The sequence below is a fragment of the Pseudomonas sp. Yb2C2 genome (assembly GCF_052112325.1).
In the GTDB taxonomy this organism is placed as follows: Bacteria; Pseudomonadota; Gammaproteobacteria; order Pseudomonadales; family Pseudomonadaceae; genus Aquipseudomonas; species Aquipseudomonas marginalis.
The window spans coordinates 73482-92659 of record NZ_JAVAJK010000023.1 but is presented as its reverse complement, the minus strand read 5'-3'; the positions used below and the strand labels follow the sequence as shown (position 1 = coordinate 92659).

The following is a 19178-nucleotide window of genomic DNA, read 5'->3' as shown; positions in this document are numbered from 1 at the left end:
AGCTCCGTTGTACAGTAGCTCCAGCCACGGAGTATCGGCATCAATATGACTGGCCTTGGACGCCAGCCCATGCAAGGAGCGCGCAGATGGACGATATCTCCGACAACGGCAATTTCTCCCACCTCAATGCCGACATGCTGCATACCGTGCTGGAGCTGGTCAGCGACGGGATCTGGGACTGGAACGCCAATACCGGGTTCGTCTACCGCAACCCAGGCTGGTACGAAATGCTGGGCTACCCCCGCCACTCCCTGGAAAACAGCGTGTTCACCTGGGAGACCGTCATCCACCCGGAAGACTACCCCCACGTGATGACGCTGTTCGATGACTACATCCACCGTCGCGCCCCCCATTATCAAATCGAATACCGTTGCCGCAAAAAAGATGGCAGCTACCTGTGGATCGAAGACCGGGGCTACGTGATTGCCCGTAACCCCGATGGCTCGGTGGCGCGGATGGTCGGCGCCCATCGCGATATTCATATACGCAAGTGCTCCGTCGAACAGCTGGAGCGGCGCAACCAATCCCTTGAGGCGCTGGTGGCCGAGCGCACGCGCGAACTGTCGCGAGTCAATCAACAGTTGCAATTGCAGCTGGACGAAAATCGCTCCCTGGCCGAACGGGATGCCCTGACCCTCGTTGCCAACCGCTACCGCCTGGAAAAAGTCCTGCTGGAAGAGTGCGACCGCGCCCAGCGTTTTCGCCTGCCGCTGGCATTGATTGCGATGGATATCGATGACTTCAAGCCGATCAATGACCAGCATGGTCACGGCATGGGCGACCAAACCCTTTTGCAGGTAGTGGAATGCCTGGAAAGCTGCCTGCGCCCAGGCGATCTGCTCGCCCGCTGGGGTGGCGATGAGTTCATCGCGGTCCTGCCCAAAAGCGCACTGGAAACCGCCAGGGAGCTGGCCGAGAAAATCTGCCAAAAGATGCGCAAGATCCCGATGCGCGGCGGCCTCCACGTCACCCTGAGCGTGGGCGTGGCCGAGCGCCGTATGGATGAATCCCCCAGCGCGCTTATGACGCGTGCCGACCAGGCGTTGTATCGCGCCAAGGCGGCGGGCAAGGATGGGGTGTCGGCGTAGCATCGACGGGGCTACGGCGTTGCCAAAAACGAGCTTTTGGCAACAGCTCTTCCGATTTGGAATGACCCGGCGACTTTATTTCGTTTGCGGCAGGGCCTGGCCCACGGCTTAGATAAAAGCACGCCCGCCACTGCCGAGTCCGAGAGTCATGAGCCGCGAAACCATCAGCCAGTCGATTTCCATCGTTCATCCCATCAGCCTCAGCCATGGCAGCAACGCCGAGGTCTGGGACACCACGGGCAAACGCTATATCGATTTTGTCGGCGGGATCGGCGTGCTCAACCTTGGCCATTGCCACCCGGGCGTGGTGGCGGCGATTCGTGAACAGGCGACGAAGTTGACCCACTATGCGTTCAACGCTGCACCGCACACACCCTACATCGAACTGATGGATCGCCTGGCCGGGTTTATCCCGGTGGACTACCCCGTCAGCGGCATGCTCACCAACAGCGGTGCGGAAGCGGCAGAAAACGCCTTGAAGATCGTGCGCGGCGCCACCGGCCGCACGGCGGTGATCGCCTTTGACGGAGCCTTCCACGGCCGCACCCTGGCCACCCTCAACCTCAATGGCAAGGTGGCGCCCTACAAACAGAAGGTCGGCGTCCTGCCCGGCCCGGTGTATCACCTGCCCTACCCCAGCGCTGATAACGGCGTGGGCTGCGCTGAAGCGCTGAAAGCCATGGACCGCTTGTTCAGCGTGGAAATCGACGTCGGTGACGTCGCCTGTTTCATCATCGAGCCGGTGCAGGGCGAAGGCGGTTTCCTGGCGCTGGATATCGAGTTTGCCCACGCCCTGCGGCGCTTTTGCGATGAACACAACATCCTGTTGATTGCCGATGAAATCCAGTCGGGCTTCGGTCGCACCGGACAGCGTTTCGCCTTCTCACGCCTGGGCATCGAACCGGATCTGATCCTGCTGGGCAAAAGCATCGCCGGCGGCGTGCCGCTGGGCGCGGTGGTCGGGCGCAAGGCCTTGATGGACAACCTGCCCAAAGGCGGCCTCGGTGGTACTTACTCGGGTAACCCCATCGCTTGCGCGGCAGCATTGGCCACCCTCGATGCGATGACGGATGAACACTTGCAGGTCTGGGGCTCGCAACAGGAAGAAGCGATCGTTGGCCGCTATGCCGCCTGGCGTTCGCAGCACCTGTCGCCGTACCTGGGCCGCCTGACCGGCGTCGGTGCCATGCGCGGCATCGAACTGGCCAACGCCGACGGCACGCCCGCGCCCCGGCAACTGAGCCAATTGCTGAGCCTGGCGCGAGACGCCGGGCTGTTGTTGATGCCCAGCGGCAAGTCGCGGCACATCGTGCGCTTGCTGGCACCGCTGACCATCGAGCCTGCGGTGCTGGAAGAAGGACTGGATATTCTCCAGGCGTGCCTGAAGCAGTTGGTTTGACGCCCTGCATTCGCCGGTCGGCAGCCTTGACCTGATCCCCCTCCCCGCTGAAAATGCGCGACGCTTTTTTGTCTTCCGTTTACTGAAGTAGTGAAATTTCAATGTCCGATTCTTACACCGAACACTCCGCCGAAGAATCCGTAGTCGCCTTGCACGCCAAGGCTGAATACGAAAACGCCATCAATCTTTCACAGCATGTGCCAGCCGCCAAGATCATCAGCGAGATGGTGCTGGACGCCTTTCACACCTCCAAGGAAAGCGACCAGATCCGCGAACTGCGCGTGGCCATTCGTCAGGCCCACGACGCCTTCGACGACGACAAGGCCTACGACCTGATGGGCCAGCTCAAGCAGCTCAAGGACGCCGAAGCCGCTGACAACCTCGCCCTTGAAGACCTGAGCGGCAAGTTCTCCATCAGCCGCATCCTGTCGAGCTTCAAGGATGATCCAGAGTTTCAGGAGCTGGTCTACGGGCTGGCCCTCAAAGTGCTGAACCAGTCTCACCAGGCCATCAGCAACCCAAGCGCCGGCAAAGGTAAGGCCGCTCGCCCCAAGAAAGAAGCCGAAGTGTTTGTGATCAGCAAGGACGGCATCAGCGTCACCCTGCCGCTGCGCACGCCACGCTCGCGGTTGAACGTCGACCGTGAGGCGTTTGAGTTCCTGGGCTTCAGCTTTGTAGGCGAAGGCGACGAAGCCGAGTTGGAGGTTGAAAGCTTTGTGGATAACGCCGGCGTCGAACAGCCGCTGAGCCGCAAGAGCGTGATTACTGCGCTGCAACAGCAGACGGCGTTTGAGGGCTACAGCATCGCGCAGCAGTGACACCCCTGAACTGAATGTGGGAGGGAGAAAGCCCCCCTCCCACATCGGCGTTAGACCGTCGCCGCAAACACCTCGCGAAACCGCTCCATCTCCCGCTTGTTCCCCACCGTCACGCGCACCCACTGCGGCCAGTTTTTCCACACCCGCCCGATGAACACGCCCTGTGCGGCAAGCTTGTCGATGACCTGCTCGGCCGGTTGCTTCACATCGATCATGAAGCAGTTGGCCTGGGACGCCGTGCAGGTGAAGCCACGGCCCTTGAGCCAGGTGATTGTTTCATCGCGCAGCTGGGCATTGAGCGCCTTGCGTTGTGGCAGCAGCTTCACGTCTTCCAGGCTGGCGATGCCGCCGAGCAGGGAGGAACCCGCCGGGACATTGTCACCGCCGAACACCGCCAGCCGTTCCAGCAGCGCCGGGTGGCCGATCGCCAGGCCCAGACGGGCGCCGGCCATACCGTAGATTTTCGAGAAGGTGCGCAACACCAACAGGTCGTCATGGTCCTTGACCCAGCTCACCACGCTTGGGGTGTCGGCGAAGTCGATGTAGGCCTCGTCCACCACCAATACGCTGCCTTTGGGCTTGTTCGCCAGCGCCTGGCGAATAGCCTCGGTGGAGGTGATGGTGCCCGTCGGATTGTTGGGATTGCAGACATAGAGCATCCCCGCCTGGGGATCGGCGGCGAGCATGGCGGGAACGTCGTGGGCGTGGTCGGCGTCAAGGTCCACTTCGCGCACCGGCGCCTTACGGGACTCGGCGGCCTGGCGCGGTACTTCGTAGGACGGCGTGGCCATCACCAGGCCGCGGGTTTCGCTGGTGAACGCCAGCACCGCGTAGCGCAGCGCGGCCATGGAGCCGGCGAACACCGCCACCTGCTCTTCGGCAATCCCGTGCTGCTGGGCAAACAAGCCGGCCAAGGCGTACATATGTTTGTACGGATACCGCCCGGCTGTCGCGATGCCGCGCTGCATCGCTTCGCGGGCCGCCGTCGAAGGCCCGTAGGGGCTTTCGTTGTAGTTGAGCAGTACCTTGTCAGCCTTGGTCGGCGCGGGTGCGGCGAGCGCCCAATCCAGGCGCCCGAGCAAAGGCAGGGCGGCGCCAAGAGCGAGAAGGGATCGACGACTAACGCTGACCATGGTGACTACTCCTTGTAGACGGGTGAGGAATTCGCACAGCTCGTATAGAAGGGTATGACGAGACAAGGAACAAATGATTTAACCGACCCGCCATAAAAAAACCCGTACGACTTGCGAAGACGGGGCTTTTTTCTGGCCAGGGTCTGCTACGTATTGGGGTCAGTTCAGCTGCAATTTCTGCTTCAGGCTCTGCATGACCACTGCCTTGTTCTGCAGGTAGTCATTCAAGCCACGTGCACGCAGGTTGCACGCATCGCATTCGCCACAGCCGGTGCCGATAATGCCGTTGTAGCAGGTCAGTGTCTGCTCGCGGACCAGGTCCAGTTGCCGGTGGTAATCCGCCAGTGCCCAGGTCTCAGCCTTGTTCAGCCACATCAACGGGGTTTCCAGGCGTACGTCGTACTCCATGCCCAGCTTGAGCGCCTGGTTCAAGGCTTTGACGAACTCATCGCGGCAATCGGGGTAGCCGGAGAAGTCGGTTTCACACACGCCGGTGATGACCGTCCCGGCCTTGACCTGATACGCGTAGATAGCCGCCAGGGTTAAAAACAGAATATTGCGGCCCGGCACGAAGGTGCTCGGCAGGCTTTCGCCGGAGCTGTTCACGGTCGGCACTGGAATGTTGTCGCGGGTCAGGCTGCTGATCGCCAGTTCGTTGAGCAGCGACACGTCCATCACTTTGTGAACGGTGGCCCCCAGTTGCTTGGCCAGCTTCCGGGCGACTTCGATTTCCGCGACATGGCGCTGACCGTAATCGAAGGTGATGCAGTGCACTTCGTCATACAGCGGCAGCGCCTGGATCAGGCAGGTCGTCGAATCCTGACCGCCACTGAACACCATAACGGCTTTTTTACTCATCACTTTGCTTCCTGCAGGGGTAGGGTTTGGTCGTAGTTTAAAGGTCACTCAATAAAAAACCCCGCGCTTCTTTCGAAGGCGGGGCCTTTTTATTACTCAGACACTCAGTGGGCGTAGGTCAGCAACAGCTCTTTCGGTACTTGGAAATCCAGGGACATCATCACGCTCAGCGCGGTGATGGTGAAGATCGAGAACACGAACAGCTTGCGCGCCCAGACGGTGTCGTCCACCGCCTTGTAGCCGGTCCAGGCCATGTACAACCAGTACATGCCCATGGCGGCGGCGACGGCAAGGTAGCTCATGCCGGCGTAGCCACTGAAGGTCAACATCAAGGTCGCCACGAGGAAGGCCAGGATGTAGAGCAGGATGTGTTTCTTGGCGACCTGGATGCCACGCTTGACCGGCAACACCGGAATCGAAGCAGCCAGGTAGTCGTTGAAGCGGAAGATCGCGATGGCGTAGGAATGCGGCATCTGCCACAGGCTGAACATCACCAGCAGCACCAGCGCAGCCATGTCGAAGCTATTGGTCACAGCCACATAACCAATCACCGGCGGCATCGCCCCCGACAGACTGCCCACCAGCGTGCCGTGCACCGACTTGCGCTTGAGGTACAGGCTGTAGAGGCCGACGTAGATGACAAAACCGATCACGGCAAACAACGCCGCCAACGGGTTGGCCACCTGGTACAACAGGGCCACACCGGCAACACCCAGGACGGTCGCGAAGATCAGCGCCAGTTTCAGGGAGATCAGGCCCTGGACCAGCACGCGATTCTTGGTGCGCTCCATCTTGATATCGATGTCACGGTCGATGCAGTTGTTGAACACACAACCGGAAGCTACCACCAGGGACGTACCGATCATCGCAGCCAGGAAGATGGCCAGATCGACATGTCCCTTGGAGGCCAGGAAGAAACCGCCCGCCACAGAAAGCACGTTACCGAAAATGATCCCCGGTTTGGTGATTTGGATAAAGTGCTTAAGCGACATCGGGTCTTACCTCACTTCGCCATCATGAACGTATGGATGCTGAACATGATCCATATCGACAGGCCAACCAGCAGCAGGATCACAAGACCTGCGAACACAAACGCAATCACGTTATCGCGCTGCTCTTTCGAGCGATCCAGGTGCAGGAAGTACACCAGGTGAACCAGCACCTGAATCACTGCGAACGCCAACACGATCATCAAGGTGATCGACTTCGGCAGGGTCGGGTACATCACCAGACCGAACGGGATAAGCGTCAGGATTACCGACAGGATGAAGCCGATGGCGTACGACTTAACGCTGCCGTGGCTCGCATCATGGCTGTCATGGTCATGGGAGTGTGCATTAGCCATTACAGAGTCCCCATCAGGTAAACAACGGTGAAGACGCAGATCCAGACCACGTCCAGGAAGTGCCAGAACAGGCTCAGGCAGCTCAGGCGAGTCTTGTTGGTGTTGGTCAGGCCGTGTTTATTGACCTGATACATCATCACCGCCATCCACAGCAGGCCGGCCGTTACGTGCAGACCGTGGGTACCTACCAGCGTGAAGAACGCCGACAGGAAGCCGGAACGGTGCGGGCCGTAGCCTTCGGAGATCAGCAGGTGGAACTCGTTGATCTCCATGCCGATGAAGCCCAGGCCGAACAGGAAGGTCAGTGCCAACCAGCTCAGGACGCCTTTCTTGTTGCCCTTGTAGAAGGCCAACATGGCGAAGCCGTAGGTGATCGAACTGAACAACAGCAAGGCGGTTTCGCCGAGCACGTAAGGCAGTTCGAAGATGTCGTGGCCCGACGGGCCACCCGCTACGTTGTTTACCAGTACCGCGTACACCGCGAAGATCGACGCAAACAAGATGCAGTCGGTCATCAGGTAGAGCCAGAAACCGAAAACGGTCATCGGCCCCGAGTCGTGGTGATGGTCATCGTGCCCATGGTCATCGACATGGGCGTGTCCAGCATTGGTCACTAAGTTCGACATGGTTTAAGCCTGTTCCAACGAGTTTTCTACACGGTTGGCCGGGATTTTCTTCTCGGCGACCAGGCGAGCGTGCTGCTCGGCTTCGATGCGCTCGATCGTTTCGACCGGCACCATGTAGCCTTGATCATCACGTGCTGCGTGGACAATGAAGTAGCCGATGGTGCCCACCAGGCTCACGATTGCCAGCCACCAGATGTGCCAGATCATCGCGAAACCGAACACGGTCAACAGCGCACCCATCACCACGCCAGTGGCGGTGTTGCTTGGCATGTGGATCGGTTCGTAGTGCTTAGGTTGCTGGTACGCAGTACCGTCTTCCTTGGCTTCGGTGAACGCATCGATGGTGTTCGCAGTCGGGATCACCGCGAAGTTGTAGAACGGTGGTGGCGACGAGGTCGACCATTCCAGGGTGTGGCCATTCCATGGGTCGCCGGATTCGCAAGCGTTCTGCTTACGGTCACGGATGCTCACGTACAGTTGGATCAACTGGCAGGCGATACCCACAGCGATCATGATTGCACCGAACATGGCGACGTACAGGTACGGCACCCACTCAGGGTTGGTAGTGGCGTTCAGACGACGGGTCATGCCCATGAAGCCCAGTGCATAGAGCGGCATGAACGCAACGAAGAAGCCCGAGATCCAGAACCAGAATGCAGCCTTGCCCCAACCTTCGTGCAGCTTGAAGCCGAACGCTTTCGGGAAGTAGAAGCTGAAACCAGCGATGTAGCCGAATACAGCACCACCGATGATCACGTTGTGGAAGTGAGCGATCACGAACAGGCTGTTGTGCAGTACGAAGTCAGCACCCGGGATGGCCAGCAGTACGCCGGTCATGCCGCCGATGGCGAAGGTCACCATGAAGCCCAGGGTCCACAGGACCTGGCTGGTGATACGCAGACGGCCGTGGTAGATGGTGAACAGCCAGTTGAATAGCTTCACCCCCGTCGGGATGGAAATCAGCATCGTCGCCAGGCCGAAGAAGGCGTTGACGCTGGCCCCCGAACCCATGGTGAAGAAGTGGTGCAGCCACACCATGAAGCCCAGTACGGAGATTGCGCCCGATGCGTAGACCATCGAGTGGTGACCGAACAGGCGCTTGCCGGTAAAGGTCGAGATCACTTCGGAGAAGATACCGAACGCTGGCAGGATCAGGATGTACACCTCAGGGTGACCCCATGCCCAGAACAGGTTCACGTACATCATTGGATTGCCACCAAGTTCATTGGTGAAAATGTGGAAATCCAGGTAACGGTCAAGCGACAGCAGCGCCATGGTAGCGGCCAGGATCGGGAACGAAGCCACGATCAGGACGTTGGCCCAGGTGCAGGTCCAGGTGAAGATCGGCATGTCCATCAGTTTCATGCCAGGGGCGCGCATTTTCAGGACGGTGGCCAGGAAGTTGACCCCCGTCAGCGTCGTCCCGAGTCCTGATAACTGTAGCGCCCAGATGTAGTAGTCCACACCCACGCCAGGGCTGTACTGGATGCCCGACAATGGCGGATACGCAACCCAACCGGTCTTGGCGAATTCGCCGACACCCAGGGACACGTTGATCAGCACCACGCCGGAAACCAGCAGCCAGAAGCTCAGGGAGTTCAGGAACGGGTAGGCAACGTCACGCGCACCGATCTGCAGCGGCACTGCAAGGTTCATCAGGCCGGTGAAGAAAGGCATCGCCATGAAGATGATCATGATCACACCGTGGGCGGTGAAGATCTGGTCATAGTGTTCAGGCGGCAGGTAGCCAGGCGAACCTTCAGTGGCCATGGCCAACTGGGTACGCATCATGATGGCGTCGGCAAAACCACGCAGCAGCATGACCATGGCAACGATGATGTACATCACGCCGATTTTCTTGTGGTCGACCGACGTCAGCCACTCGGTCCACAGGTAGGTCCACTTCTTGAAATAAGTGATTGCTGCAAACAGTGCCAGACCACCCAGCGCGATCATGGCGATGGTAATCATCACAATCGGCTCGTGGAACGGGACCGCATCCCAACTTAATTTACCAAACATCGTTTACTCCTCTGCCCCAGCAGTTGAATGCGAGCCCGTGTCAGAACCTTCAACCGCGGCCACTTCTTTCTTCTCGTGCTTGACCGGCTTGCCTGGCTTCATACCTTCGTACTTGTCGACGATTTTCTGAAACAGGTTCGGCTCATACGCGGAGTACAGGGCGACAGGGTTGTTCTGGCTTGGTTTGGTCAGGGCGTCGTATTCAGCTTGATCAAGCTGTTTAGGTGCGGCCTTGACTTCGGCTACCCAGGCGTTGAAATCTTCCTGGCTCGTCGAGATCGCTTTGAATTTCATGCCGGTGAAGCCAGCGCCGCTGTAGTTCGCGGAGATGCCTTCCATTTCAGCTTTTTCGTTGGCGATCAGGTGCAGTCGGGTCTGCATGCCTGCCATCGCGTAGATCTGACCGCCCAGGGCAGGGATGAAGAACGAGTTCATCACGGCGTCGGAGGTGATCCGGAAGTTAAGCGGGGTGTTCTCAGGGAAGCGAATCTGGTTAACCGTGGCGATACCCAGGTCCGGGTAGATGAACAGCCACTTCCAGTCCAGCGCGACCACTTCGATGTTGATCGGCTTGACGTCGGACTCCAGCGGACGGTATGGGTCCAGCTCGTGGGTCGACTTATAGGTGATGTAACCCAGGGCGATGATGATGAGGATCGGGACCAGCCACACCGCGATTTCGATCTTGGTGGAGTGCGACCACTTAGGCGCGTAGGTCGCGCTGGTGTTCGACGCGCGGTATTTCCAGGCGAAGGCAAAGGTCATGATGATCACAGGCACCACGACCAACAGCATCAGCAGGGTGGCAGTGATGATCAGGTTTCGTTGATCCAGACCGATCTGTCCTTTTGGGTCCATCAAGGTCCACTTGCAGCCTCCCAGCATTAACATCATGCCAAGCAGCGGCAAAAAGCCTAGTAATCGGGGGTACCTGTTTTTACTCATCTCACGACCTCTAAAGCAGCTTGCGCAATGCAGTTGGGTTTTGATCGCCAACACTTCACCCTGCCAAGGGTTGGCATTTCTCTTCGATTGAATAAGAGCCTGCCCGTCACGTCATATAGGTACGCTTCACGAGCCTGCGGTGAGTTCTTATTCGATTTCGTGGTTAAAGGCCTTGTTACAGACCAATTCCCTTTGGTGCGGATAGTTGAAAGGCTGCCGGAACCTTGGGGTCGCACAGAGCCGTCCATCTGCCCCTCGACCGCTCCAGTGCTCAAAGATTGAGCAGCACCGGACATTCAGTGCGGGCGATTGTAGTTAGCTAGCGATGTATAAACCATGTCTTATAAAGAAATAATTTTTATCGATTACAGCAATAATCCTTCACCAATATTGCAATGGTTCGCGATCTTATCGCGTTCGATTCTCAACAAAAACCACAAAAATTGCCGTGTTATAGGGCAAACCGTCACAGCCCTTACACCCCGTAAGGGCCTGCAAAACCTATGCAACCCCCCATAAAACAAGGCATTCGGACATCACTCAAAGCCTTGTACGACGTGAGGTACGTGGCGGCGTCCAAACCACGAACTGACAGCACATCCTGGAGGTTTTTTGCAAATTTAAGCGCGGGTTTGGCAGGTCAGAAACGTCCTGCGGCGGCTTCCGTGTGACAACATGTCGCACATTGCGCGCACCCAAAATTGTCCGGCGTCACGCTCTGTTCACAAAAGCCTACATGCAAAAACGCCCCGGCCTTCCTTGAAGAAAGACCGGGGCGTTTCACTGATGGGTTCAGCCTTTGTGGCGGCGATTGCGATAGATGCCCAGGGGCACCAGGATGACCGTCAGCACGAACGCCACCAGTGCCCATTGCGCCAGGGACAGGCCGAGCACCGGCGGGTAAGGGGTGCTGCAGAAGCCGTCGACCTGGAAGCCCAGTGGGAAGACCTTGGCCAGGGGCAGGTCGTCGACGATAGGTTGCAGTACATCGACGCCGCAGCTCACCTGCGGGAAGAACTGGGTGTACACATGGTGACCGGCCGCGGCCACCCCACCGAGAGCGCTGAGTACCACCAGGCCTTCGAACAGCGTGAGGGCGCCCTTGGTGCGCATGGCGGCACCGATGAACGCGAAGATCGCAATCAACAGCAAGGCATAGCGTTGCAGGATGCACAACGGGCACGGCGCCTCGCCCAACACCACCTGCATGTACAACGCCCCACCGATCAGCGCCAGGCAGATGATGCCCAGCAACACCAGAAAGCGCCGCTCCCTGCCTAAACGCAATTCGTCACTCATCCCCGTATCCCTTTGTTTGGTTGTGCCAATGGCCGCAAGTTTACACACAGAGAGTGGTTTAAACAGAGAGGGGTTAACAGGGGATTAATTGGGGGATAGCGACAGGCTGCAAGCTGCAAGCCTCAAGTAAAAAGCGGGCTTCGATGCGGCCTTTACTTGAAGCTTGCGGCTTGAAGCTTCCTACTCCCCCAAAGGCGGTTACTCCAACGCGGCAGCCGGGCCGAAGAATTCGTAGCGGCTTTGTTTCTCGGGTACGCCCAGGGCCTTGAGGTGGCGCTTGATCGCCGCCATGAAACCTTTGGGGCCGAGGAAGTACGCGTCCAGGTCACGCTGCTTCGGCAACCATGCGGCCAGTTGCTCCTGGCTCAGCAGGCCGACCTTATCCGCCGCAGGGCTCACGCCGTCGTCCTCGGCATAGCAATAAAAGCGCTTGAGCTGCGGGTGCTTGGCCGCCAGTGCATCCACCCAATCGCGGAACGCATGCACCCCGCCATTACGCGCGCAGTGGATAAAGTGCACCGGACGCTCGGTGGCCAGCGCAGCCTCCAGCATCGGCAAGGTCGGGGTGATCCCTACCCCGCCGCTGATCAGCACCAACGGCTTATCGCTGGCCGCCAGGGTGAACTCGCCCGATGGTGGAAACAGGTCAATCGTCGCACCGACCTGCAACTGGTCATGCAGGTAGTTGGAAACCCGCCCACCGGCCTCGCGCTTGACGCTGATGCGGTACTGACCTGCATCACTCAGCGCCGACAGTGAATAATTGCGGCGCACTTCCTCACCGTCCAGCACCAGCTTCATGCCGATGTATTGGCCCGGCGCGGCAGCGAGGATCGCCCCGTTGTCCGCCGGCGCGAAATAGAAGGAAGTGATCTCGGCGCTCTCCTCCACACGCTTGACCAGGGTAAACGCCCGCGCACCGCGCCAGCCGCCGGGGGCCTGGGCTTTCTCTGTATAGATAGCGGCCTCGGCACCGATCAGGATATCCGCCAGTTGGCCGTACGCGGCGCCCCAGGCATTCATCACCTCAGGGGTGGCGATCTCACTGCCCAGCACCTCGGAAATCGCCCGCAGCAGGCAAGCGCCCACGATCGGGTAATGCTCCGGCAGGATCTGCAAGGCGACGTGCTTGTTGATGATCTTCGCCACGAGGTCGCCCAGTTGGTCGAGCTGGTCGATATGCCGCGCGTACATCAATACGCCATTGGCCAGGGCCCGGGGCTGGTCACCGCTGGCCTGGTGGGCCTGGTTGAACAGCGGGCGAACCTCAGGGTACTCGGAGAGCATCATGCGGTAGAAATGGGTGATCAGCGCTTCGCCGCCGCTTTCCAGCAGGGGCACGGTGGATTTGACGATGGCACGGTCTTGGGCACTAAGCATGGGAGCCTCCTGGGCTTCTTTACTGATTGCTCTTAGCTACTCAGTATTCATGCCAACTAATAAATCATTTAATTTCAATAGCTTGAGCGATATGTAGTCAGTATGACCTCCTACACCTTATAGTCATACGGACCACAAGGAGTCATTATGACTGCACACTCACTGCTCACCACCCTGCTGCCGCTGGTCGCCGACCTGTCGCGGGAACTGCCCGAAGGCGAACGCTATCGACGCCTGCTGCAAGCCATGCGCGCCCTGTTGCCGTGTGATGCGGCCGCCCTGCTGCGCCTGGACGGCGAATCGCTGGTGCCGCTGGCGGTGGATGGCTTGAGCGCAGACACCCTGGGCCGCCGCTTCAAGGTCAGCGAACATCCGCGCTTCGCCGTGCTGCTCAGCAGCCCTGGGCCCACACGCTTTGACAGTGACAGCGAATTGCCCGATCCCTACGACGGCCTGGTCGATGGCGTGCACGGCCACCTGGAAGTCCACGACTGCATGGGCTGCCCGCTGTTTGTCGACGATCTGCCCTGGGGCCTGTTGACCCTGGACGCGCTGGACACCGAACGCTTCGAACGCGTGGAACTGGACGCCCTGCAAGCCTTCGCCAGCCTCGCTGCCGCAACGGTGAATGTTGCCGAACGCATCGAACGCCTGGCCCTGCGGGCCGAAGACGAACACCAGCGGGCCGAAATCTACCGCCAGGCCAGCGGCCAGCAGCACAAGGAAATGATCGGCCAGAGTAAAACCCACAAGCGCCTGGTGGAGGAAATCAAGCTGGTGGGTGGCAGCGACCTCACGGTACTGATCACCGGCGAAACCGGGGTTGGCAAGGAACTGGTGGCCCAGGCCATTCACGCGGCGTCGTCCCGCGCGGACAAACCACTGATCAGCCTCAACTGCGCGGCCCTGCCGGAAACCCTGGTGGAAAGCGAGTTGTTCGGCCATGTGCGTGGCGCCTTCACCGGCGCGCTGAATGAACGGCGCGGCAAGTTCGAGCTGGCCAATGGCGGCACGCTGTTTCTGGACGAAGTGGGCGAGTTGTCCCTGAGCGTGCAGGCCAAGCTGCTGCGGGTGCTGCAAAGCGGCCAGTTGCAGCGCCTGGGCTCGGACAAGGAACACCAGGTGGATGTGCGCCTGATCGCCGCCACCAACCGCGACCTCGCCGATGAAGTGCGCAACGGCCGCTACCGCGCCGACTTCTACCACCGCCTGAGCGTGTACCCGCTGCAAGTGCCGGCCCTGCGCGAGCGCGGGCGTGATGTGTTGCTGCTGGCCGGCTTCTTCCTCGAGCAGAACCGCTCACGCATGGGCCTGGGCAGCCTGCGCCTGACCAGCGATGCCCAGGCGGCGCTGCTGGCCTATAACTGGCCGGGCAATGTGCGGGAGCTGGAGCATTTGATCGGGCGCAGTGCGTTGAAGGCACTGGGTAACTGTCGCGAACGCCCGAAGATTCTGAGCCTGAGTGCCCAGGACCTGGATTTGCCCGACGTCAGCACGCCGGTGATCGAAGCACCGGCAGAAGCAGCCCTGGCCGTCACCGGTGACCTGCGCCAGGCCACCGAGCACTACCAGCGCCAAGTCATCAACGCCTGCCTGGAACGCCACCAGCACAACTGGGCCAGCGCCGCCCGCGAACTGGGCCTGGACCGCGCCAACCTCGGCCGGATGGCCAAGCGTTTAGGGCTCAAATAAACCAGACAACTCGGTCAAATGTGAGAAATGCAGGAAATGTGGGAGGGGGGCTTGCCTCCTCCCACACTAGACCTGCTTTGCCTGGAGGATCGGATTCACCGGCTGAGCCACCTTGGGCTTACGAAACACCAACACATTCCCCAGCATCACCAGTACCAACCCCGCCAACGCCGGCGCGGTCCACTGGTAGCCTTCGGCAAACGCCGACACATTCAGCGCCACCACCGGGAACAGCACCGTGCAATACGCCGCACGCTCCGGCCCCATGCGCCCGACCAAGGTCAGGTACGCGGTAAACCCGATCACCGAACCCGGAATCACCAGGTACCACAACGCACCGATGTACCGTGCGCTCCAGTCCATCTCAAACGGAATACCGCGCACCACGCAGTAGGTCGCCAGCATCAACGAACCATACAACATGCCCCAGGCATTCGTGGTCAGCGGCCTCAGACCGGCCTTCTGCTGCAGGCTCGAGAGCATATTGCCCGCCGAGAAACACATCGTCCCCAGCAACGCCAACCCCAACCCCAGCAAGGTCTGCGGGCTGGCGGTATGCCCCACCAGTTCCGGCCAGAACAGCAGGCCCAAGCCCGCCAGCCCGAGGCCGCCTCCCATCAACACAGTGCGTGCCACCCGCTGGCCGAAAAACACCCGGGCGTTCAGCGCATTCCACAGCGTGGCCGTGGAAAACACCACCGCCACCAGGCCGCTGGGGATCCATTGGCTGGCGGTGAGAAAACACATGAAGTTGACACAGAACAGGCACAACCCCTGGGCCAGGCAGATAAGGTGCCCACGCCGATTCATCACCTGCAACTTGCGACTGACCAGCAGCAACGCAAACAACACCAGGGCCGCCAGGCCGAAGCGGTAGACGATGGACACGGGAATCGCCACCACGCCCAATTGCCATTTGAGGGCGATCCAGGTGGTGCCCCAGATCAGCACGGTGAGTAAATACAGGGAAAGGTTCATAGCGGGCTCCATCGATTGAGCCACAGTGTCGCCTTCAACCCGGGCAAGGCTCTTGCACAATCTTGCGCTTTTGTCGGGCGATGGGATCACAGCGCCAGCCTCGCGGAGTAGGATGCAAGGCGTCGGAGAACACACACCATGCCAGACCTGGAATCCCTGCAAGTCTTCCAAGCCCTTAACCGCTCGCCCAACGCACGCCTGGAAGCCTGCGCCGAGCTCGGTGACGGCTTGTGCGCGGCCTTGTGGAGCAACCATCATGATTCCCAGGACTACCAGGCGCCCAGCCATCACACCTTGTCCTGCTATGTCGGTGGCGGCACCGGCACGTTTCGGCGTGACCGGCCGGGCACCAAGGGCGGCCCCGACAAGCTGTGCATCCTGCCTGCCGAGCACCAATCGGCCTGGGTGATCAACGGTGAGATCCGCCTGGCCCACGTGTATTTCAGCCCGGAGCAATTTGCCCTGGGCTGCGTCACCCTGCTTGACCGCGAACCGCGCACGCTGGAGCTGCGGGAAAGTACCTTTCTGGAAGACCAGCGCCTGGCCCAACGCTTCCACCAACTGATCGCCCTCAACTGGCACGAGCCCGCCGAACGCCTGCTTACCAGCAGCCTCGCCCATGAAATGCTCAGCCACACCCTGCTCAGCCAGGTGGGCGCCCGCGAAGGCCTGCGGTTGAAAGGCGGGCTGGCCGCCTACCAACGACGGTTGCTGGTGGACTACATCGACCAGCACTTGGAGGAGCCCATCAGCCTTGGGCAACTGGCTGGGTTGTGTGCGTTGTCGGAGTACCATTTCGCACGGATGTTTCGCCAAAGCTTCGGACTGCCGCCCCATCAGTACCTGCTGGCGCGCCGGCTGACACGCGCGCAAAACCTGCTGCGTGGCGGCGCCCTGCCGTTGGGCGAGATTGCCCTGCTGTGCGGTTTTTCCAGCGCCAGCCACTTTACCCATCGCTTCCGCCAGGCCATGGGCGCCACGCCCGGCGAATACCGTCAGGCGTTCATCTAAACCATCAGGCCCAAGGTCTTGGCCTTGGCCACCGCCTGGGTACGCCGCTCTACGCCGAGCTTGCTGTGAATGCGCCGCGCGTGGGTCTTGACGGTGTGCAGGGAGATAAACAGCCGGTCGGCGATCTCCAGGTTGGAACTGCCGAGGGCGATCAGTTGCAGCACTTCCAGTTCGCGCTGGCTCAAGGGGTTTTCCACCGTGCCGGGGGTTGATGCCTGAGGTTCCAGGCCCAGCTCACTCAGCAGTCCCGGCGCGCGCAGACGCAGTTCGCGAATCGCTTGCTGCACCTGGCAACGCCCGGCCAACTCCAGGCCGGCTTGCAGCGAGCGGCGCGCCAAGGCCTGATCACCCAGCTGCCAGGCGACTTCGCCCAGCACCAGGTGCAGTTCGATTTCCAGGCACAGCATGCCGCGCTGATGGATGGCTTGCAGCAAGGCGTTGAGCCGTTCCAGCGGTTGCTCGGCGCAGCCCAGCTTCACCTCCGCCAGCACCAACAGGTATTCAAGACGCGGGATCAGTTCCAGGGTGGCCGGCGGCGCCTGCTTGCCCTGGGGCCCACGGAAGTGACGCAGCACGCGACGCACCGCTTCCACGGTCAATTCGGCGCGCCCCTGCTGCAACCAGAAGTGCCCGCTGACCAACAGCAGCACCGCGCGGTACACCGTGTCCGGCACCTGGCGTTGCTGCATCAGCCGCTCGGCCTCACGCAACTGGACAAAGGCCTGGGCGTAATCGCCACGGTTGGCAGCCAACAGCGCCAGGCCGAGAAAGCCGTAGAGCACGCGCTTGTCCTGGCTGTGCAGGCACATCTTCAAGCCCGTGTCGAAACACTCGGCGGCCAGGCTGTCCTGGCCCTGGCGCAAAGCCAGGTGCCCGCGTCGCAAGGCGATACGCCCCACCAAGGGGCCGGCCTTGAGCCGCTGTTCAAGTAACATGGCCTGTACATTTTCCAGCAGGCTCTGGGCCCGGTACGGTGCCCCGCGCTGTTCCAGCAGTTGAGCGTGATCCAGCTCTAGCAGCGCCTCCAGCAGCAACGAACCATGGGCGCGCGCCAGGCACAGCGCTTCGCGGTTCAGGCTTTGGGCCACGTCCAATTCGCCGCGCAACAAGGCTTGCTGGGTCAGGCCAGACAGGCACATCAGCCGCGAGGTCCACGCGCTGTCGGGCAAGGCTTGCAGCGCCTCCAGAAAATGCAGGCGCGAGCCCTCGGCATCGCCGCCCAGGTGCAGCAGCCAGCCCCATTGCGCCTGCCAGCGCGCCAACAAATACCGCTGTTGCGCCGCCGTCGGTTGCGGGGCAAACCGGGCCAGTTGATCGATGCACACCGCTGCCTGCTCGAAACGCCCGGCAAACAGCAACGCCGCCGTCACCAGCCCCACCAGTTGTGCCGAGCCGAGCATCAACTCATCGCCATGTTGCTCATGCAGGTGCAACAGCAAGACGGCGTTCTGCTGGCGGAACAGGTCCTCGAAACTGAAATGCTGCAACAGGCTCACCGCCATTTCATATTCTTCGGCCAGCAGCGCCTGTTCGAAGGCGGCCTGCCAGTCCTGTTCGGCGCAGAACCATTGGCAGGCGCGGCGATGCCAGGAGCGTTTGGCCGGCCAGGGCTCGTTTTGCATCAGCTGCGCCAGGGGCGGAAAAACCTGCAGCCAGTCGGTGTCTTCCCACGGCTGGATAAAGGCGCCGAGCACCTGCAGATCCCTCAGGTACTGGTCACCGTCCCCCGCGCCGAACAAGTGCTCGCACAAGCCGGCGTTGAAGCGCGGCAGATGAGCCAGTACGCGCCAGGCCTCCGCCAGCTCCGGCGGCAGTGTGCTGAACAGTTCGTGTCGCAGGTAGTCGAGCAAGGTCTTGTCGGGGTGCCCATCCCCCAGCAGGGCGATGCGCACGCCCGCGCACCAACCGGCGCTGAATTGCTGCACGCTGTCGACCGAATGCCCGGGTGCATGGCTGAGCAGTTGCTGGATTTCCCCAGGGCTGAAGGCCAGTTCGGCGCCACATTCGAGCAACTCATCGTCGAGCAGCAGGCGCGGCCAGTTGCACGTCGGTCGCCGCCGCGCGCCCAGCCACCAGGTCAGGGCCGGGCTGCTGGCGGTGAGCAGGCGGTCGAGCAAGGCGTCGGTGTCGGGCGTGGGCAAGCGGCAAAAATCATCGAGGAACAGCCACGCCGAGGCCTGCCAGCGGCTGAGGTCGAGCAGCAAGGTGGTTTCATCGGTAAACGTCAGGCCCAGGTTTTGCGCCAGCCGCAGGCACAGGTCGAGGGGGCTGAGCACCGCGCCATTGAGCGGCAACCAGTACACCTGGCAACCCGCAGGCGCCTGCAACGCACATTCGGCGAGCAGCGCGCTCTTGCCACTGCCGCCGGGGGCGCAGAGTAATTTGACCCTGGCCTGGTCCGTCAGCAACGGCTCGGCCAGGCGTGGGCGCAGCAGATGGTGAGCGGACAGCCGGGGCATGAATCCAGGACGGTCCAGGCAGCGTGTCATGGCAGTCATTGCTGCATCCTGCTTTTTTATTGTTATGCAACCTGATGCGTACCCTAGTCCTATGACGGGGTGTTGTTGAAGAAGTATTCAGCGGG

16 protein-coding genes are annotated in these 19178 nt (G+C 60.7%); 5 read left to right on the top strand and 11 right to left on the bottom strand.

What is annotated here, in order from left to right; all coding sequences use genetic code 11:
- Window positions 1-86 precede the first annotated feature (86 nt).
- From Q8X51_RS26340 to Q8X51_RS26330, 3 genes are all read left to right on the top strand, one after another.
- The gene (locus tag Q8X51_RS26340; protein WP_407694734.1) at window positions 87-1088 is read left to right on the top strand and encodes a diguanylate cyclase domain-containing protein; all 1002 of its coding nucleotides are present in this window, start codon (window positions 87-89) and stop codon (window positions 1086-1088) included.
- Window positions 1089-1236: 148 nt separating this feature from the next.
- Entirely contained in the window at window positions 1237-2487 is a 1251-nt protein-coding gene (locus Q8X51_RS26335) for a 2-aminoadipate transaminase (protein WP_065947202.1), read from the top strand.
- 101 nt (window positions 2488-2588) lie between these two features.
- Window positions 2589-3305, top strand: a complete 717-nt coding sequence (locus Q8X51_RS26330; protein WP_065925999.1) for a hypothetical protein — start codon at window positions 2589-2591, stop codon at window positions 3303-3305.
- A gap of 50 nt (window positions 3306-3355) precedes the next feature.
- Here the strand turns inward: Q8X51_RS26330 and ptaA are convergent, their stop codons facing one another.
- The 9 genes from ptaA to hmpA form a co-directional block, all read right to left on the bottom strand.
- Window positions 3356-4438, bottom strand: a complete 1083-nt coding sequence (ptaA, locus tag Q8X51_RS26325) for a pyoverdine biosynthesis transaminase PtaA (RefSeq protein WP_074847593.1) — start codon at window positions 4436-4438, stop codon at window positions 3356-3358.
- 159 nt (window positions 4439-4597) lie between these two features.
- Window positions 4598-5296: a 7-cyano-7-deazaguanine synthase QueC gene (queC, locus tag Q8X51_RS26320; protein ID WP_065925997.1), complete on the bottom strand. Its 699-nt coding sequence runs from the start codon at window positions 5294-5296 to the stop codon at window positions 4598-4600.
- Between the two features lie 104 nt (window positions 5297-5400).
- The gene (cyoE, locus tag Q8X51_RS26315; RefSeq protein WP_027607620.1) at window positions 5401-6288 is read right to left on the bottom strand and encodes a heme o synthase; all 888 of its coding nucleotides are present in this window, start codon (window positions 6286-6288) and stop codon (window positions 5401-5403) included.
- An 11-nt stretch (window positions 6289-6299) separates the two neighbouring features.
- Window positions 6300-6641, bottom strand: a complete 342-nt coding sequence (cyoD, locus tag Q8X51_RS26310) for a cytochrome o ubiquinol oxidase subunit IV (RefSeq protein ID WP_010206434.1) — start codon at window positions 6639-6641, stop codon at window positions 6300-6302.
- Window positions 6641-7267, bottom strand: a complete 627-nt coding sequence (locus tag Q8X51_RS26305) for a cytochrome o ubiquinol oxidase subunit III (protein ID WP_010206435.1) — start codon at window positions 7265-7267, stop codon at window positions 6641-6643. Before Q8X51_RS26305 ends, cyoD begins: the two co-directional genes overlap by 1 nt.
- A gap of 3 nt (window positions 7268-7270) precedes the next feature.
- Window positions 7271-9289, bottom strand: coding sequence for a cytochrome o ubiquinol oxidase subunit I (gene cyoB / locus Q8X51_RS26300; protein ID WP_407694733.1), 2019 nt, complete (start codon window positions 9287-9289; stop codon window positions 7271-7273).
- A 3-nt stretch (window positions 9290-9292) separates the two neighbouring features.
- Entirely contained in the window at window positions 9293-10234 is a 942-nt protein-coding gene (gene cyoA, locus Q8X51_RS26295) for a ubiquinol oxidase subunit II (RefSeq protein WP_027607622.1), read from the bottom strand.
- A 792-nt stretch (window positions 10235-11026) separates the two neighbouring features.
- Window positions 11027-11533 (bottom strand): disulfide bond formation protein B, encoded by a 507-nt coding sequence (locus Q8X51_RS26290; RefSeq protein WP_027607623.1) that lies wholly within the window; start codon window positions 11531-11533, stop codon window positions 11027-11029.
- Between the two features lie 198 nt (window positions 11534-11731).
- A complete protein-coding gene (gene hmpA, locus Q8X51_RS26285) occupies window positions 11732-12913 on the bottom strand; it encodes an NO-inducible flavohemoprotein (RefSeq protein ID WP_065925993.1) in 1182 nt (393 codons plus the stop codon).
- Between the two features lie 147 nt (window positions 12914-13060).
- Between hmpA and norR the strand changes: the two genes are divergently transcribed.
- A complete protein-coding gene (gene norR / locus Q8X51_RS26280; RefSeq protein ID WP_065925992.1) occupies window positions 13061-14605 on the top strand; it encodes a nitric oxide reductase transcriptional regulator NorR in 1545 nt (514 codons plus the stop codon).
- A 66-nt stretch (window positions 14606-14671) separates the two neighbouring features.
- Here the strand turns inward: norR and Q8X51_RS26275 are convergent, their stop codons facing one another.
- Entirely contained in the window at window positions 14672-15583 is a 912-nt protein-coding gene (locus tag Q8X51_RS26275) for a DMT family transporter (RefSeq protein WP_065925991.1), read from the bottom strand.
- A gap of 138 nt (window positions 15584-15721) precedes the next feature.
- On the opposite strand from Q8X51_RS26275, the gene Q8X51_RS26270 reads away from it, so the two are divergent.
- Complete coding sequence (locus Q8X51_RS26270; protein ID WP_407694732.1) at window positions 15722-16594, top strand: helix-turn-helix domain-containing protein; 873 nt, start codon at window positions 15722-15724, stop codon at window positions 16592-16594.
- Here Q8X51_RS26270 and Q8X51_RS26265 read toward each other — a convergent pair.
- Complete coding sequence (locus Q8X51_RS26265) at window positions 16591-19092, bottom strand: LuxR C-terminal-related transcriptional regulator (protein WP_407694731.1); 2502 nt, start codon at window positions 19090-19092, stop codon at window positions 16591-16593. The genes Q8X51_RS26270 and Q8X51_RS26265 overlap by 4 nt on opposite strands.
- Window positions 19093-19178 lie beyond the last annotated feature (86 nt).

Bases quoted from the DNA above. Each gene is read 5' to 3' on its own strand.
- Q8X51_RS26340 (WP_407694734.1), top strand. From the start codon at position 87: ATGGACGATATCTCCGACAACGGCAATTTCTCCCACCTCAATGCCGAC.
- Q8X51_RS26335 (WP_065947202.1), top strand. From the start codon at position 1,237: ATGAGCCGCGAAACCATCAGCCAGTCGATTTCCATCGTTCATCCCATC.
- Q8X51_RS26330 (WP_065925999.1), top strand. From the start codon at position 2,589: ATGTCCGATTCTTACACCGAACACTCCGCCGAAGAATCCGTAGTCGCC.
- ptaA (WP_074847593.1), bottom strand. From the start codon at position 4,438: ATGGTCAGCGTTAGTCGTCGATCCCTTCTCGCTCTTGGCGCCGCCCTG.
- queC (WP_065925997.1), bottom strand. From the start codon at position 5,296: ATGAGTAAAAAAGCCGTTATGGTGTTCAGTGGCGGTCAGGATTCGACG.
- cyoE (WP_027607620.1), bottom strand. From the start codon at position 6,288: ATGTCGCTTAAGCACTTTATCCAAATCACCAAACCGGGGATCATTTTC.
- cyoD (WP_010206434.1), bottom strand. From the start codon at position 6,641: ATGGCTAATGCACACTCCCATGACCATGACAGCCATGATGCGAGCCAC.
- Q8X51_RS26305 (WP_010206435.1), bottom strand. From the start codon at position 7,267: ATGTCGAACTTAGTGACCAATGCTGGACACGCCCATGTCGATGACCAT.
- cyoB (WP_407694733.1), bottom strand. From the start codon at position 9,289: ATGTTTGGTAAATTAAGTTGGGATGCGGTCCCGTTCCACGAGCCGATT.
- cyoA (WP_027607622.1), bottom strand. From the start codon at position 10,234: ATGAGTAAAAACAGGTACCCCCGATTACTAGGCTTTTTGCCGCTGCTT.
- Q8X51_RS26290 (WP_027607623.1), bottom strand. From the start codon at position 11,533: ATGAGTGACGAATTGCGTTTAGGCAGGGAGCGGCGCTTTCTGGTGTTG.
- hmpA (WP_065925993.1), bottom strand. From the start codon at position 12,913: ATGCTTAGTGCCCAAGACCGTGCCATCGTCAAATCCACCGTGCCCCTG.
- norR (WP_065925992.1), top strand. From the start codon at position 13,061: ATGACTGCACACTCACTGCTCACCACCCTGCTGCCGCTGGTCGCCGAC.
- Q8X51_RS26275 (WP_065925991.1), bottom strand. From the start codon at position 15,583: ATGAACCTTTCCCTGTATTTACTCACCGTGCTGATCTGGGGCACCACC.
- Q8X51_RS26270 (WP_407694732.1), top strand. From the start codon at position 15,722: ATGCCAGACCTGGAATCCCTGCAAGTCTTCCAAGCCCTTAACCGCTCG.
- Q8X51_RS26265 (WP_407694731.1), bottom strand. From the start codon at position 19,092: ATGACTGCCATGACACGCTGCCTGGACCGTCCTGGATTCATGCCCCGG.